The sequence below is a fragment of the Rhizobium tropici CIAT 899 genome, assembly GCF_000330885.1.
GTDB classification, from domain to species: Bacteria; Pseudomonadota; Alphaproteobacteria; order Rhizobiales; family Rhizobiaceae; genus Rhizobium; species Rhizobium tropici.
The window spans coordinates 921,004-935,461 of record NC_020062.1; the positions used below are offsets into that span (position 1 = coordinate 921,004).

A 14,458-nucleotide genomic window follows, 5' to 3' on the forward strand; every position below is an offset into this window, starting at 1 on the left:
GTAAAGAATGCGGCATTGATGGCCGGTAGGCTTTCCCATTTATCGGGCCATCGCGGCAATTCCGACAACGGGGTATCGGATGGAGACTTTGCCGGCGTGCACCTGCACAAGCCTTTTGCAGGTGAGGCAAGAGGCATATCGCTCCGCTTGCAGGGAGCGATATGCCGTTCGTATCAGGAGGCCAGAGCGCGTCGCTCGGTTTTTGCCGGCATCGCTTTGCCGTGAACGCGCAAAGGTCGTTTGGCGGCGACGGGAGACATGCGTTGCGTATTGGTCTTCGCAGCTCCGAGCCAGCGAAGAATCGCATCGAAGCCGGGCTGGGCAGCCCGCTTGAACTCGGGGCTCATTTCCTCGTCCATGCCGCAAAGAGAGGCTATTTCCTGGAAATCCACACGTCCTGCCCGGAGAGGAGGGCGCGACTGGAAAACGATAAGGCCGATCATGAAGCCTTTGATATTCTCGAAGCTACGCGGCTGAAGCAGCGGCTTGAGCCGCAGATCGCAAAAATCCGAAATCTTGCGCTGGAAAACGTCAGAGGCAGAGCTTTTTTTTATGGGCATTATTCATTCCTTGCAGGCGACATCATCCAATGGTCGGGGTGTGGCCCGCTAAAGCACGGAGGTTAAGGAAGCGCAAACAACCGACCGATTGGCCGCTTTCAATTCTACGATGAGCCGGGATTTGGCAAGTGGCAGATTGGTCACGCTTCGGTAAACTCCGCGTCGGGTGGAATGCGCTGCCGGCAAGATCAGAGCCTCTTCGGTCGCGCCGCTAAGATCATGAAAAAACTGTAACTTGCCTCCCACGCCATTGAGAGCGACATTTTCCTTGCGCCGGATATATGAGGTGAAAGACATGTCAGTCTTAGAAATATTGGTCAGACGCCGTATGCAGGAAGAATATGCAAAGGGTACACCACCAGAGCGCATTACCCGCCTCCTGCAGGAATTCTTCAACGGAACGGAAGCCTCCCAAGCCGATGTTGCCGCGCGACGGTCTTCCGGCAATCGATAAATGACGGTGGCCGGCCTCGACGCATCGCAAGGCCGGCCGTTTGGTGAGGCAATTAAATCCTCATAACAGCTCTTTACTGGACCGCATTGGATCCCTGCATGTCCTCGACGGCGGTCAGGATTTTGTAGGCTGCCGCGACGCGCGCGGGGATCGGAAAATTCCTGTTTGCAAGCAAAACGATACCGATCTGCTTGGCCGGTATGAAGGCCGCGTATGCGCCAAAGCCGTTCGTTGAGCCTGTCTTGTTGAGCAGGACATCCTTGCGCGGCTGCTGAGGCGGGGCGAGCCGGGTGACCTTGTGGGGCTCAAACGCCATCTCAGACGAGTTGCCCGCAAGCAGCCGGGCAAGCGTCGTTGGATAGGCATAGATCTCCCAACCGAGCGCCTGCGTCGTGTTGTCGACGCGGTAATAGCCGACATGCGTCGCGTCGATTGCCTGCTGAAGCTTATCGTCGAGCTTTGCTTCGCCCATATTCGCTTCCAGAAAGGCAAGCATATCGGAGCTGGTAGTCTTGATGCCATAGGCCTGCGTATCGAAAACGCCGCCGTTGACGCGGATCGGCTTGCCCTGCTTGGAATAGCCATAGGCATAATTGGCCATTTCAGCCGGCGGAACGCGGACATAGGTGTGACGGAGGCCAAGACCAGGAAGAATTTTGTCCTGCATCAGCGTATCGAATGGCTCTCCAACGGCCTGCGCTGCCAGGTAACCGAACAGGCCGATGCTGGGATTGGAATATTGCCTGTAGGCGCCGGGCGCAAAGGATGGATGCCAGTTGCGATAATAGGCAACCATCTTGTCCTGATCCGTCACGCCATTGGGGAACTGCAGAGGCAGACCGCCGGCCGAGTATGTAGCGAGGTCGAGCAGGCTGATCCTGTCGAAGCCGCTGCCCGCAAGTTCCGGCATATATTTCGTCGCCTTGTCGGAGAAGGAGAGCTTTCCGTTGATCTGGGCGTAGGAGCCGAGGGTCGCCGTAAAGGTCTTGCTGATGGAGCCGAGCTCGAAGATCGTGTCGTTCGTCACCTTCTGACCGCTCTCCTTCGAGGCGACGCCGTAGTTGAAGACATAACGCTTGCCCTTGACGGTCAGCGCGATCGCCATGCCCGGCACATCGTTTTCCTTCATCAGCGGGCGGACGACCTCGTTGACGGCCCGCTCCAGCCGATCCTGGTCATTGCCATCGGCAGCGTGTGCGCCGACGCCATAGAAAAGGCAGCCAGCGACGATGCCGAGCTTCTGCAAAGAATTGGTACGTATATTCAAGATGATATCCTCATTGTGATGATCGACCGTGCAGGATCGTACGGTCGAAAAAGAGGTAATGATTGGCGGCGGTTGTTATCCGGCGCGTATGATCTCAGATCGCCGCGGCAATGCGGCCGATTTCGGCAATGATGGCGTTGCGCTCGTCAGCTGTAATGGCAGGGATCTCGCAATAGGCCGTCACGATAATGGGCGCGCGATTGGATGGCCATAGAACCGCGATGTCGTTGGCATTGCCATGCTTGTCGCCGTTTGTTCCGGTCTTGTCACTCACCAGCCAATCCTTCGGAAGCCCGGCACGTAGACGGGCGTCACCCGTCTTGTTGGTGATCAGCCAGGCGGCGAGCTGCGATCGCGAGGCGGGCGTCAGCACATCGGTAAACATAAGCCGCCGCAGGTTCTCCAGCATCGCCGAAGCTGTCGTCGTGTCGCGCTCATCGTTCGGAATGTCATGGTAGTTGAGCGTGGGCTCGGTGCGGTCGAGGCGGGTAATCTCGTCGCCTATGCTGCGGCAGAAGGTCGTAATTGCCTCTGGGCCGCCAAAGCTCGCGAGCAGCAGGTTGGCAGCGGTATTGTCGCTGAGCGTCACTGCCGCCTCGCAAAGTTCGCCAACGGTCATGCCATTGTCTCCGACGTTGGGTTCGGTCGCCGGAGAATAGTCGATGAGATCGCTCTTCTTGTAATGAATGCGCCGGTCGAGCTTCTCTTCTCCCTTGTCGACGCGCGCAAGCACGAGAGCTGCCGTCAGCGCCTTGAATGTGCTGCACATCAGGATGCGCTCGCCGGAGCGATGCTCGACGCGCTTGCCGCTGGCCATGTCGAGAATGCTGACGCAGATGCGGCCTGGATGCTTGCTTTCGAGTGCGGCAAGTTGCGCCTCGCCTGTATTATCGTCTGCAGTACGTCCAACCGAGCTTAGCCCTGCCAGAACAGGCAGCGCAAGCAAGCTGCCGGCAAGGCTTTGCCGGCGCGACAATAGGATCGTCATCTTGTTTCCACTTCGATTTTGCGTTGGGCAACGGTGCGCCTATCAAGCCCGTGGACGTCATTGGGGTCTGGCAAATCACCGTGCGAGGCAGACTATGGCTCTGGTTTCTGCCCTAGACAAACGATCAATTCTGGGCTTAGACATGAGAAAAACTTGGCCTTAGGACACAAATGGACATTTCCCAGCTGCCACTGAACGCGCTGCGGGTTTTCGAGGCCTCGGCGCGGCATGGTAGTTTTACGCGGGCTGGCCTGGAACTCCGGGTCACGCAGACGGCGATCAGCCATCAGGTCAAGGCGTTGGAAGACGTGCTGGGCGTGACCCTCTTCAAGCGCCTGCCGCGCGGCCTCGCGCTGACCGACGAGGGGCATGCGTTGCTGCCGGTCCTGACGGACGCCTTCCGCCGCATGAGCGCCACGCTCAGCCAGCTGGAGGAGGGAGATTTCGCCGAGATCCTGACGATCGGCGTCGTCGGGACTTTCGCGATCGGCTGGCTCCTTCCGCGCCTCGGCAGTTTCAAGGCACAGCATCCCCATGTCGATCTGCGCCTGAAGACCAACAACAACCGAGCCGACATGGTGCTCGACGGGCTGGATTTCTTCCTGCGCTTCGGCGACGGCGCCTGGCATGGAACGGAAGCGATCCATCTGATGGATGCGCCGCTCTCCCCAGTTTGCACGCCAGCGATTGGCGAACGCTTACGCACGCCTGCCGATCTCGTCGATGTCGAACTGTTGCGATCCTATCGGGTCGATGAATGGTCGCTCTGGTTCAGGGCGGCGGGCCTGCCGCCACCGCATCTTCGTGGCTGGATGTTCGATTCGTCGCTGACGCTGGTGGAGGCTGCAGCACGCGGCGTCGGTGTCGCGCTGGTGCCCGTCGCCATGTTTTCCCATGACGTCGAAGCCGGCAGGATCATGCAGCCGTTCCGGATTACCGCGATGACCGGCAGCTACTGGCTGACGCGCTTGAAATCGCGAGCGGAGACGGCGTCCATGAAGGTGTTTCGCCAATGGCTATTGGCTGAAATCGAGGAGATGCCGTGAGGCTGTATAGTTGAAGACAGCCCCGGGTTCCTACCCGGAGCCGTTTGGAATAAGTGGCAATTGGAATGCGGATGATTGCGGTGTGCGGCAACTGTTTCAGCTTGCGAGCCTCAGCCTGACGGCACCGGTCCGCGTTCCCGAACGCACCGTCTTGAACCGTCCGACCAGACCGGCGAGCTCGCTGCTGATGTCAGCGAGGTGCCGTGTCGAGGCATTTGTCTCTTCCATCAGCGCGACGTTCTGTTGGGTCATCTGATCCATGTTGCGCACGGCGGAGTTGATCTCGCTGATGCCGACGGCCTGTTCCTGCGCCGAACGGGCGATGGCACCGACATTCCTGTCGATGGAGGCGACCTGGTCGCCGATCAGGGCCAGTGCCTCGCCGGTCCGGTTGACGAGCTCGACGCCACGGCGCACGTCGTTCGATGATCTGTCGATCAGATCCTTGATTTCCTTTGCGGCGGTTGCCGAACGCTGCGCCAGTTCGCGGACTTCCTGCGCGACGACGGCAAAGCCCTTGCCTTGTTCGCCGGCTCTGGCCGCCTCAACGCCCGCGTTCAATGCCAGAAGGTTGGTCTGGAAGGCGATATCGTCGATGACGGAGATGATATCTGTCATCTTGCGCGACGAGGTTTCGATATCGCCCATGGCGGAGACGGCCTGTTGTACGACCTCGCGCGAGCGTTCCGCCTCCGAGGCGGATTCCTTGACGATCGCCTGCACTTCGCGCGTCCGCTCGGCCGTCTGTTCGGAAATCGTGGTGATCTGGTCGATCGCCGCCGCGCTTTCCTCGAGTGCTGAGGCCTGCTGCTCCGTGCGCCGCGCCATGTTGTCGGCGGCCGACGAGATCGATCCGGCTTCGTCGCGAACGCGGGTCACCGAATCCTCGATGTGTCGCATCGCCGTTCCAAGAGAGGCGAGCGACTCGTTGTAGTTGCTCTTCAGAGCTTCGAACTCGGCCGAAAGGGCTTCTGTGATATCAGCCGTCAGGTCGCCGTTTGCAAGGCCGTTCAGCGCGATGCCGAGTGCGTCAAGCGCGCGTTCCTGCTCGCGCTGGGCAGCAGCCCGCTCGGATTCCGCGCGGTCGCGCTCATCGGCGAGCACCTGCAGGTAAACCGAAATGCCGTAATCCATGTCGACGAGGGCAGCCTTGACGATCGCCGACAGCCGCCGTGACAGGGCTTGTTCACGCTTGCGCTGCATGAAACCATTGAGCTGCTGCGCGACGATCGAACGCACCATCCCTTCGAGGATCAATGCGTAACCGCCAATATACCAGCGCGGCTCGAGGCCAAGACGGGCATGGGTCCTGCCGACCGCCGAGACCGCTTCGACATAATCGGGTCCGTATTTGCCTGACGCGATCGTCTTCCAATGGTCCTGCTGCTTGGATTTGGCGTGGTGTACATGCTGTTGCGACGAAAAGAATTTCGACATCGCCGGATGTTTGGTGATCTTCTCGTAAAAGGTGTCGAGAGAGCCTTTGACGGCGGATTCGATAGTCGGCTGCAGCTCCGAAAGGGCCTGCCTGGCATCCTGTCCCAGTCCAACAAAGTCGAGCCGATCATTCAACTCGTCCATTTTCGATGCGCGCATCTTAACCTGCTCCAATGAAGAAATTACAAGCAGTTAGGGCATGGGTATGGTTAAAAATCTATTAGATTTGCAGCCGATTTTCGCGGCAAGATTGTCATAGGCCCGCAGAGCTAGGTTGCAGTCGTTGGCGCCTTGTAATGTCATTGCCCACCTTCTCGGCATCTGCTAGAGGCTACTGGTCATCACTTATATCGCCATGGGGCAATTGGCATGGGGAACTCCAAGTCAGCAGATAGATAAGCCGCAACAGCTTTTTGTTGTTGCGGCGTGCTGTCGAATTCATTGCAATTGAAGCCAGTGGCAGGCGCCGCCCGAACTCTCTTTCGAGCGGAATTTTCTCATGTCTGATATACGCCCGTCATGGGCCTACTCGCTGCCGGCGGCACTGCTGCTGATGGCGCCTTTTGATATCCTCGCCTCGCTGGCCATGGATATCTACCTTCCTGTCGTGCCGTCGATGCCCGCTATTCTCAACACCACACCTGCTGTGATCCAGCTGACACTGAGCCTCTACATGATCATGCTGGGTCTCGGGCAGGTGGTGTTCGGCCCGCTTTCGGATCGTATCGGCCGTCGCCCAGTCCTGCTTTCCGGCGCGCTTGTGTTTGCCGCATCTTCCTTTGGGGCAGCTCTTGCAGGAAGCGCTCCCATCTTCGTGCTATGCCGCCTGCTGCAGGCCATCAGCGCGTCGGCGGCCTTGGTCGCGACCTTCGCGACCGTGCGGGATGTTTACGGCAATCGTCCGGAGCAGGCCATTATCTATGCCACATTCGGATCGATACTCTCCTTCGTGCCGGCGCTCGGTCCGATAGCCGGCGCGATCATTGCCGAGCGGTTCGGGTGGCGCGCCATTTTTATATTGCTCTCGCTTCTGGCATTGGCCGCGACCTTTCACGCCATGGCGAAGTGGCATGAAACAAGGCCCCAAGGCTCGACCGCGCCGCGCCGGTCTATCTGGCCGATCTTCAGAAGTCGATCGTTCTGGACCTATACGCTCGCCTTCAGTGCCGGCATGGGGACATTCTTCGTGTTCTTCTCGACCGCTCCTCGCGTGCTGATCGGCAGGGCCGGCTACTCAGAACTCGGTTTCAGCATTGCCTTTGCAACGGTTGCCGTCGTGATGATTGCGGCGGCACGCTTCGCCGGATGGTTTGTCGAAAGATGGGGTGTCGCAGGCTGTGTTGCGCGGGGCATGGGACTGCTTCTTATCGGTGCGGCAGCTCTTGCGCTTGGCCAACTCCATGGAATGCCGTCCTTCGCAAGCTTCGTGCTGCCGATGTGGATCATGGCGGTCGGCATCGTCTTTGCGGGATCGGTTACGGCGAATGGGGCGCTGGCGGAATTCGGCGATATCGCCGGATCGGCGGTGGCGTTCTATTTCTGTATTCAGAGCCTGATTGTGAGTCTCGTCGGAACGCTGGCGGTCACCGCACTGGATGGCGATAGCGCATGGCCGCTTGTGGCTTTCTCCGCTGTCATGGCGCTGCTGGTATTGGCAGCACTTCATAGGCTGCGGCGTCACACCGCCTTGGCTTGATCCGTCAAGCATGCGCCCTTCACGGGGTAAAATCAGAAACGACCGCCCGCGAAGGTGAGCTTCGCGGGCGGTCGGTTTTGTCTCGTCCTGTTTCAGAACCCTCCTAGCGCCACCCCAATGCCGGTGCGACATGCGTCAGGATGCTTTCGATGACATGGGCGTTATAGTCGACCCCGAGCTGGTTCGGCACCGTCAGGAGCAGCGTGTCGGCCGCGGCGATGGCTTCGTCCTTTGCCAGCTCTTCGATCAGCACATCCGGCTCTGCGGCATAGCTGCGGCCGAAAATGGCGCGTGTCTTCTCATCGATGAAGCCGACCTTGTCCGAATCCTTGCCGCTGCTGCCGAAATAGGCACGGTCGAGATCATTCACCAGCGCGAAGATGCTGCGGCTAACCGAAACCCGCGGTTCACGCTTGTGCCCGGCTTCTTTCCATGCCTCGCGATAGAGCCTGATCTGGTCTGCCTGCTGGACGTGGAACGGCAGGCCGCTTTCATCATCCTTCAGTGTGGAGCTCTGCAGGTTCATGCCGAGCTTCGCGGCCCATACGGCCGTGGCATTGGAGCCGGCACCCCACCAGATTCGCTCGCGCAGGCCCTCGGAATAAGGTTCCAGGCGCAACAGGCCGGGCGGGTTGGGGAACATCGGCCGAGGGTTGGGCTGTGCGAAGCCTTCGCCACGCAGCAGATCGAGCAGCACTTCCGTATGCCTGCGGCCCATATCGGCATCGCTTTCGCCCTCCATCGGTGCATAGCCGAAATGGCGCCACCCGTCGATTACCTGTTCAGGAGAGCCGCGGCTGATGCCGAGCTGCAGCCGGCCGCCGGCGATAAGATCGGCAGCGCCCGCATCCTCGGCCATGTAGAAAGGATTTTCATAGCGCATGTCGATGACGGCGGTGCCGGTTTCGATGTGGCTGGTCTTGGCGCCGACAGCCGCCAGCAGGGGGAAGGGGGAGGCAAGCTGACGTGCGAAATGATGCACGCGGAAATAGGCGCCGTCCGCACCCAGCTGTTCCGCCGCGACGGCAAGGTCGATCGATTGCAGCAGCGTGTCGGCAGCCGAACGGGTTTGCGACTGGGGCGAGGGCGTCCAGTGGCCGAATGAAAGGAAACCGATCTTCTTCATGGTACAATCCTACTATATCCGGTTAGCACGGCCCGATTTTGCATCCCCCATGTCCATCCAGACAGGTGCCGCGTCCAAGGGGCCGCTTGCTTGTCTCTTTATGGCATGGCTCGCAAAAGCCGCTTTTTCAGATGGTTATATGTGCATGGATGCAGCGGATGGAACAGCGCAATCTGTGAACTGATCGTCAATGCCGACGAGGTTGTGTTCTTCCCATATGTGGTTTCCTGCGTGTTTCCTAACATGAACAAATTTTAACGAAGACATTAACAATCAGATAACGCACCGCACCGAAACTGCCGCGCGTGTGAGTGCATCTCTCGCTTTCAATGTCCTTGAAACAAGAAATGGCAGGAAACCATGTTTGCAAGAAATTTCGCCCCCGCTCTGGTCTTCGTCGCATTCAGCGCCGGTATCGCGCATGCGGAAGTGCCCGTCCGTATCGATCAATTCGATCACTGGGGTGCTTATTCTTATAAGTCGGGCGACAGCGTCAGTTGCTATGTTTTATCGAGGCCGGTTGCGCAGCAGCCCGCCAGTGTTGATCATGGCGACAACTTCTTCATCGTCTCGCGTCTGTCGCCCGGCGACAAACTGGTTCCGGAAGCCGCGATGGGCTACGACCTGAAAGACGGTGCGCAGATGACGGCGACGGTCGGGGACAAGACGTTCCCGATGTTTACGAAAGATCGGCATGGGTGGGTGAGGAACGAGGCGCAGGAGCCGACCATGGTCAACGCCATGAAAGGCGGCGCGCAACTGCAGCTGCAGGCGACCTCGAAGCGAGGCACCGAGACGAGTTATTCCTACTCTCTTTCCGGCATTACGGCCGCATTGAAGCGGATAGAGACTTGCCGGTGAGATCGGCGGCGTTCGAGGATCTATCGGTGATTTCGTTGCGGCGAGTTGTGTAGTGGATAGGCGGATTGGCGTCTTCTCATTCGCGGAGAAGGCGCCAGCCGGGGCTTTCGAACTGATATCTCTTGTGAAATCAAAAATCCTGATATAAATGAGATCTGTTGATGGGGAATTCAGGATTTTATGCAGCGCGGCTTTCTGACAATTTATGCGGGTGAGAACGCTGCGGTTTTCCGAGCGCTATCGGCGCCGGCACGTGTCGACATGTTGAAGCTGCTGTGCGCCAGGGGCTCGCTAAATGTCAACGAGATCGCCCGGGAACTGGATCTGCCGCAATCGACCGTCGCGACTGGTATCATGATCCTGGAGGAGGCCGGTCTTGTCGAGACCAAGGCCGCCAAAGCGCGCAAGGGCTACCAGAAGATCTGCACTGCGCTCTATGACGAGATCCTTTTGAGTTTCGAGGATCAGGCCTTCAAGCATGATGAGGACGTGATCGAAGTCGCCATGCCGATCGGCCTTTATACGAGCTGCGAGACGCATGCACCATGCGGCCTGTGCTCGACGGAGGGTGTCATCGGTCTGCTCGATGTTCCCGACTATTTCCTCGACCCTCAGCGCATGCAGGCGGGCCTTCTCTGGTTCGGTCGCGGCCATGTCGAATATAAATTCCCAAACAATGCCAAGATCTTGAACAGGAATGTCAATGCCATCGAATTCTCGATGGAGCTCTCATCCGAAGTGCCTGGCACCAATCCTGACTGGCCGTCCGACATCACTGTGTGGATCAACGGCGTCGCCGTTGGCACATGGACGTCTCCGGGCGATTATGGCGATAAGCGTGGGGCTTTTACGCCAAGCTGGTGGAAGCTGGAAGGTTCTCAATACGGTAAGCTGAAGACCTGGCGAATCTCCAAGAAGGGTACGTTCATCGACGGAGTCGCCTCTTCCGATGTGACGATCGATGATCTCGCCATCAGTCAGCACTCATCGATCCGTCTGCGGATCGGGATCGCGGAGGATGCGCGCAACACCGGCGGCATCAATATTTTCGGCCGCGGTTTCGGCAATTATGGCCGCGATATCCTCATGCGCATCGATTTGGCGCAATAGTATCGTAATTTATGATACATAGCACATTGTCGGGGTTAAATTCCGGTAAGTCATATTTTTTATAAGATGCTGATTTTGCGAGGTATTTTATAAAATCCCAGGCGTTGCTCCTGTGGCTTTTGTGATATTTTCCGTCTCGGGTGCGTTGACGACCTTCCAAAAGTGTATCAAGATCAAGGTATAAGAACGAAATATCTGATATATATGGGAGGAAGGCCGTGAAGGCGCATGTGATCGTCCACCGTGATTTCCGAATTGCCGACATCGATGATCGGCTCTACAGTTCTTTTCTAGAGCATCTGGGTCGGGCGATTTATGGCGGCATCTACGAGCCGGGCCATCCGACCGCCGATGAGAACGGATTTCGCAAGGATGTGATCGAGCTCGTACGCGAGCTCAACTCGCCCTATTGCCGCTATCCGGGTGGTAATTTCGTCTCAGCCTATAATTGGGAAGATGGCGTCGGGCCGCGGTCCGAGCGCCCCGTGCGTCTCGATCTTGCCTGGCGGACGCGCGAGAACAACCAGATCGGCGTCAATGAATTCGTCGATTGGTGCAAGAAGGCCAATACCAAGCCGATGCTTGCGGTCAACCTCGGCTCGCGCGGGCTGGATGCGGCCAGAAACTTCCTTGAATATTGCAATCATCCGGGCGGCACTTATTGGTCGGATCTACGGCGCAAGCACGGCTGGGCCGATCCGCATGGAGTGAAGCTCTGGTGCCTCGGCAATGAGATGGACGGTCCCTGGCAGGTCGGTCACAAGTCGGCTTACGAATATGGACGCCTGGCCGATGAGACCGCCAAGGCCATGCGCGGCTTTGACAAATCGCTCGAACTCGTCGTCTGCGGCTCGTCCAATTCCGACATGAAAACCTATCCCGATTGGGAGGCCGAGGTTCTGGATCAGTGCTATGACAGCGCCGATCACATCTCGCTGCACATGTATTTTGCCAATCGCGAAAAGAACACGCTGAACTATCTGGCCAAGGCCGAGAAGCTCGATCGCTACATCGTCACGATCGGTGGTGTCATCGATTATATCAAGGCGAAGAAGCGCTCGAAGAAAACCATCGGCATTTCCTTCGATGAGTGGAATGTCTGGTATCACTCCAATCAGCAGGACAAGGAGATCCTGGCGCGTGACGAATGGCCGGATGCGCCGCATCTGCTTGAGGATGTCTATAATTTCGAGGACGTGCTGCAGGTCGGCGGCATTCTCAATACCTTCATTCGCCGCTCCGATCGCGTTCGCATTGCCTGCATCGCCCAGCTCGTCAACGTGATCGCGCCGATCATGACGGAGGACGGCGGTCCGGCATGGCGGCAGACCATTTACTATCCGCTCTATTTCGCCTCGAAATACGGTCGCGGCTATGCGCTGCGCCTCGTCACGGATGGTCCGACCTATGACAGCGACGAGGCCGATGACGTACCTTATCTCGATGTGTCGGCCGTTCACGACGAGATGGGAAAAATGGTCACGCTGTTTGCCGTCAACCGCCATCCTGACAGCGCGCTCGATCTAGATACGCGCCTGGAGGGCTTTGCCGGAGCCCGGGTCGTCGAGCAGCATGAAATTGTCAACAACGATCTGCAGGCAACCAACACCGCAGCGCATCCGAACGCGGTCGTCCCGACCAATACGGGCGATGCCAAGATCGAGGACGGCCGGCTTCGTGCCACGCTGAAGCCGCTATCCTACACCGTGATCCGGCTCGCGGTGTGATGCCTTGCCGCCGGGGTAATGCACCCCGGCACCGAAAACGGTCTGATGGTCGCGAGGAGGCGGCCGACGACCCGTTGCAGGCCCGGACCGCCGCACGCTACTTCGAGTGGCCGGCCGGGAAAAGGGGTGAGAATCGCGGTCTGCTCATCATCGCTTGAGTGTGCCGCGCAGTCGATAAAAATGGGAGGAGATCATGAAGCAGTGGAAGAAGCTTGCCTTCGGCGTCGCGCTGGCCACGTTCGGCCTCATCGCGGCAGCCAAGGCTCAAGATTATACCGCCTTGCCTCGCAAGGAGACCTTGATCGTCGAGAACCCTGAGGGGACGATCAAGAATCCGGGCTGGTTCAACATCTGGGTCAATGGCGGCGGCGGCGTCTCGACCGGCCTCCAGCAGCTGACGATGGACACGCTTTGGTACATCGATCCGGAAAAAGGCCTGGGTGGTTCGGCCTGGGACAACTCCCTTGCTTCCGACAAACCGCAATATAATAACGATTTCACCCAGATGACGGTGAAACTGCGCAAGGGCATCTATTGGAGCGACGGCGTCGAATTCACCGCCGATGATGTGGTCTACACCGTCAAGACGCAGATGGATCATCCGGGCATGAACTGGAGCGCCGCGTTCTCGGTGCAGGTCGCGAGCGTTGAGGCGCCAGATCCCTATACGGTCGTCTTCAAGCTGAAGAAGCCGAATTCGCGTTTCCACGCCATCTTCACCGTTCGCTGGAACGGTGCCTGGATCATGCCGAAGCATGTCTTTGAAAAGGTTGCCGATCCGGTTCGCTATGATTTCGCCAATCCCGTTTCGCTCGGCGCCTACAAGCTGAAGGCGTTCGACCCGCAGGGCAAATGGTACACCTGGGAGAAGCGTGACGACTGGCAGCGTACCTCGCTTGCCCGCTTCGGCGAGCCGGCTCCGAAATATGTGAGCTATGTCGATCCCGGTCCGCCGGACAAGCGTACGATCGCGCAGCTCGAACACAATCTCGATATCATTCACGACAACACGCCGGAAGGCATGTTCACGCTGAAGGAGAAGTCGAAGACCGTCGAAAGCTGGTTCCCCGGCTTCCCCTTTGCCCATCCCGATCCGACCCTGCCGGCCGTAATCTTCAACAATCAGGATCCGCTGTTCCAGAATCCCGACGTGCGGTGGGCATTGGCACTGCTGATCGATATCAAGGCCGTCGATATGGCGAGCTATCGTGGTGCTGCCACGCTATCGGCACTCGGCGTTCCGCCGACGGCGGTCGCCATGACGGATTATCAGGCGCCGATGCAGGATTGGCTGAAGAATTTCGAGATCGATACCGGCAAGCGCAAGATCAAGCCCTACGATCCGACGATCGGTCAGCAAATTGCGGATATCCTGCGCAAGCAGCCGAAATACAAGGATCAGATCCCGACCGATCCGGCCGCGATCAGCAGTGCTTTTGGTTATGGCTGGTGGAAGCCCGATCCCCAGGCCGCCGCAGAGCTCTTTGAAAAGGCCGGCTTCAAGAAGGTGGGCGGCAAATGGATGACGCCCGACGGGCAGCCGTTCAAGATCCGCCTGACGGTCGAAGGTGATACCCGCTCCGTCTTTACCCGTGCGGGCACTCTGATCGCCCAGCAATGGGCAGCCTTCGGCATCGATTCCAAAGCTGCTCCATCAACAAGCGTTTGGCAGGCGGGATTGCAGCCCGGCGATTACCAAGTCGCTATTGCATGGAGCGTCGAGACCTGGGGTGGCGATCCCGATCTGTCCTTCTTCCTCGACAGCTGGCATTCGGAGTTTGTCGCCAAGAAGGGCGAGAACCAGGCGCCGCGCAACTGGCAGCGCTGGTCCAATCCGGAGCTCGACAAGATCATCGAAAATATCCGCCGCATCAGCGCCGATGATCCGAAGGGCATCGAACTTGGCAAGGACTATCTGAAGCTGGTTGCGCAGCAGATGCCGACCATTCCGCTGATGTCCTATAACGTCTTCACCTCGATGGATACGACCTATTGGAAAGGCTATCCGACCATTGCCGACCCCTATACGGACCCCGTTCCCAATTGGGCGAACTCCCGGTTGATGATGGTCAAGCTGAAGCCGGCGCAGCCCTGATTTCTCCCGACCCTGATGCGGCAACCGCCGCATCAGGCACCTTTCGCCGGACACTAGGCACGTCCGGCGAATCTTTTGAATTGATGATGAA

The 14,458-nt window shown here is 58.4% G+C and carries 12 protein-coding genes; 8 read left to right on the forward strand and 4 right to left on the reverse strand.

Annotated elements, in window-relative coordinates; translation table 11 throughout:
• Positions 1-263 precede the first annotated feature (263 nt).
• Positions 264-626, forward strand: coding sequence for a hypothetical protein (locus RTCIAT899_RS33590; protein ID WP_154660811.1), 363 nt, complete (start codon positions 264-266; stop codon positions 624-626).
• A 229-nt stretch (positions 627-855) separates the two neighbouring features.
• Positions 856-1,014: a hypothetical protein gene (locus RTCIAT899_RS33910; protein ID WP_015342889.1), complete on the forward strand. Its 159-nt coding sequence runs from the start codon at positions 856-858 to the stop codon at positions 1,012-1,014.
• Positions 1,015-1,087: 73 nt separating this feature from the next.
• Here the strand turns inward: RTCIAT899_RS33910 and ampC are convergent, their stop codons facing one another.
• Together ampC and bla are read right to left on the reverse strand one after the other, a co-directional pair.
• On the reverse strand, positions 1,088-2,275 hold the full coding sequence (gene ampC, locus RTCIAT899_RS26425) for a class C beta-lactamase (RefSeq protein ID WP_041678394.1): 1,188 nt from the start codon (positions 2,273-2,275) through the stop codon (positions 1,088-1,090).
• A 100-nt stretch (positions 2,276-2,375) separates the two neighbouring features.
• Positions 2,376-3,269: a class A beta-lactamase gene (bla, locus tag RTCIAT899_RS26430; RefSeq protein ID WP_015342891.1), complete on the reverse strand. Its 894-nt coding sequence runs from the start codon at positions 3,267-3,269 to the stop codon at positions 2,376-2,378.
• Between the two features lie 170 nt (positions 3,270-3,439).
• Between bla and RTCIAT899_RS26435 the strand changes: the two genes are divergently transcribed.
• Positions 3,440-4,315 (forward strand): LysR family transcriptional regulator, encoded by an 876-nt coding sequence (locus RTCIAT899_RS26435; RefSeq protein WP_015342892.1) that lies wholly within the window; start codon positions 3,440-3,442, stop codon positions 4,313-4,315.
• 96 nt (positions 4,316-4,411) lie between these two features.
• Here the strand turns inward: RTCIAT899_RS26435 and RTCIAT899_RS26440 are convergent, their stop codons facing one another.
• The gene (locus RTCIAT899_RS26440; RefSeq protein WP_015342893.1) at positions 4,412-5,911 is read right to left on the reverse strand and encodes a globin-coupled sensor protein; all 1,500 of its coding nucleotides are present in this window, start codon (positions 5,909-5,911) and stop codon (positions 4,412-4,414) included.
• 340 nt (positions 5,912-6,251) lie between these two features.
• Between RTCIAT899_RS26440 and cml the strand changes: the two genes are divergently transcribed.
• Entirely contained in the window at positions 6,252-7,448 is a 1,197-nt protein-coding gene (cml, locus tag RTCIAT899_RS26445) for a CmlA/FloR family chloramphenicol efflux MFS transporter (protein WP_015342894.1), read from the forward strand.
• 103 nt (positions 7,449-7,551) lie between these two features.
• Here the strand turns inward: cml and RTCIAT899_RS26450 are convergent, their stop codons facing one another.
• Positions 7,552-8,574 carry an LLM class flavin-dependent oxidoreductase gene (locus tag RTCIAT899_RS26450; RefSeq protein WP_015342895.1) on the reverse strand — a complete coding sequence of 341 codons (1,023 nt, stop codon included), beginning with the start codon at positions 8,572-8,574 and terminating at the stop codon, positions 7,552-7,554.
• 360 nt (positions 8,575-8,934) lie between these two features.
• On the opposite strand from RTCIAT899_RS26450, the gene RTCIAT899_RS26455 reads away from it, so the two are divergent.
• The 4 genes from RTCIAT899_RS26455 to RTCIAT899_RS26470 all read left to right on the forward strand — a co-directional run bounded on the left by RTCIAT899_RS26455 (position 8,935) and on the right by RTCIAT899_RS26470 (position 14,367).
• Positions 8,935-9,435, forward strand: a complete 501-nt coding sequence (locus RTCIAT899_RS26455; RefSeq protein ID WP_015342896.1) for an invasion associated locus B family protein — start codon at positions 8,935-8,937, stop codon at positions 9,433-9,435.
• Between the two features lie 180 nt (positions 9,436-9,615).
• Positions 9,616-10,545 (forward strand): ArsR/SmtB family transcription factor, encoded by a 930-nt coding sequence (locus RTCIAT899_RS26460; protein WP_015342897.1) that lies wholly within the window; start codon positions 9,616-9,618, stop codon positions 10,543-10,545.
• Between the two features lie 218 nt (positions 10,546-10,763).
• Positions 10,764-12,272, forward strand: a complete 1,509-nt coding sequence (arfA, locus tag RTCIAT899_RS26465; RefSeq protein ID WP_015342898.1) for an arabinosylfuranosidase ArfA — start codon at positions 10,764-10,766, stop codon at positions 12,270-12,272.
• 193 nt (positions 12,273-12,465) lie between these two features.
• A complete protein-coding gene (locus RTCIAT899_RS26470) occupies positions 12,466-14,367 on the forward strand; it encodes an ABC transporter substrate-binding protein (protein WP_015342899.1) in 1,902 nt (633 codons plus the stop codon).
• Positions 14,368-14,458 lie beyond the last annotated feature (91 nt).

Coding starts and splice junctions, on each gene's coding strand:
- RTCIAT899_RS26455 (WP_015342896.1), top strand. CDS start 8,935: ATGTTTGCAAGAAATTTCGCCCCCGCTCTGGTCTTCGTCGCATTCAGC.
- bla (WP_015342891.1), bottom strand. CDS start 3,269: ATGACGATCCTATTGTCGCGCCGGCAAAGCCTTGCCGGCAGCTTGCTT.
- cml (WP_015342894.1), top strand. CDS start 6,252: ATGTCTGATATACGCCCGTCATGGGCCTACTCGCTGCCGGCGGCACTG.
- RTCIAT899_RS26450 (WP_015342895.1), bottom strand. CDS start 8,574: ATGAAGAAGATCGGTTTCCTTTCATTCGGCCACTGGACGCCCTCGCCC.
- RTCIAT899_RS26440 (WP_015342893.1), bottom strand. CDS start 5,911: ATGCGCGCATCGAAAATGGACGAGTTGAATGATCGGCTCGACTTTGTT.
- RTCIAT899_RS26470 (WP_015342899.1), top strand. CDS start 12,466: ATGAAGCAGTGGAAGAAGCTTGCCTTCGGCGTCGCGCTGGCCACGTTC.
- RTCIAT899_RS26435 (WP_015342892.1), top strand. CDS start 3,440: ATGGACATTTCCCAGCTGCCACTGAACGCGCTGCGGGTTTTCGAGGCC.
- RTCIAT899_RS33910 (WP_015342889.1), top strand. CDS start 856: ATGTCAGTCTTAGAAATATTGGTCAGACGCCGTATGCAGGAAGAATAT.
- RTCIAT899_RS26460 (WP_015342897.1), top strand. CDS start 9,616: ATGCAGCGCGGCTTTCTGACAATTTATGCGGGTGAGAACGCTGCGGTT.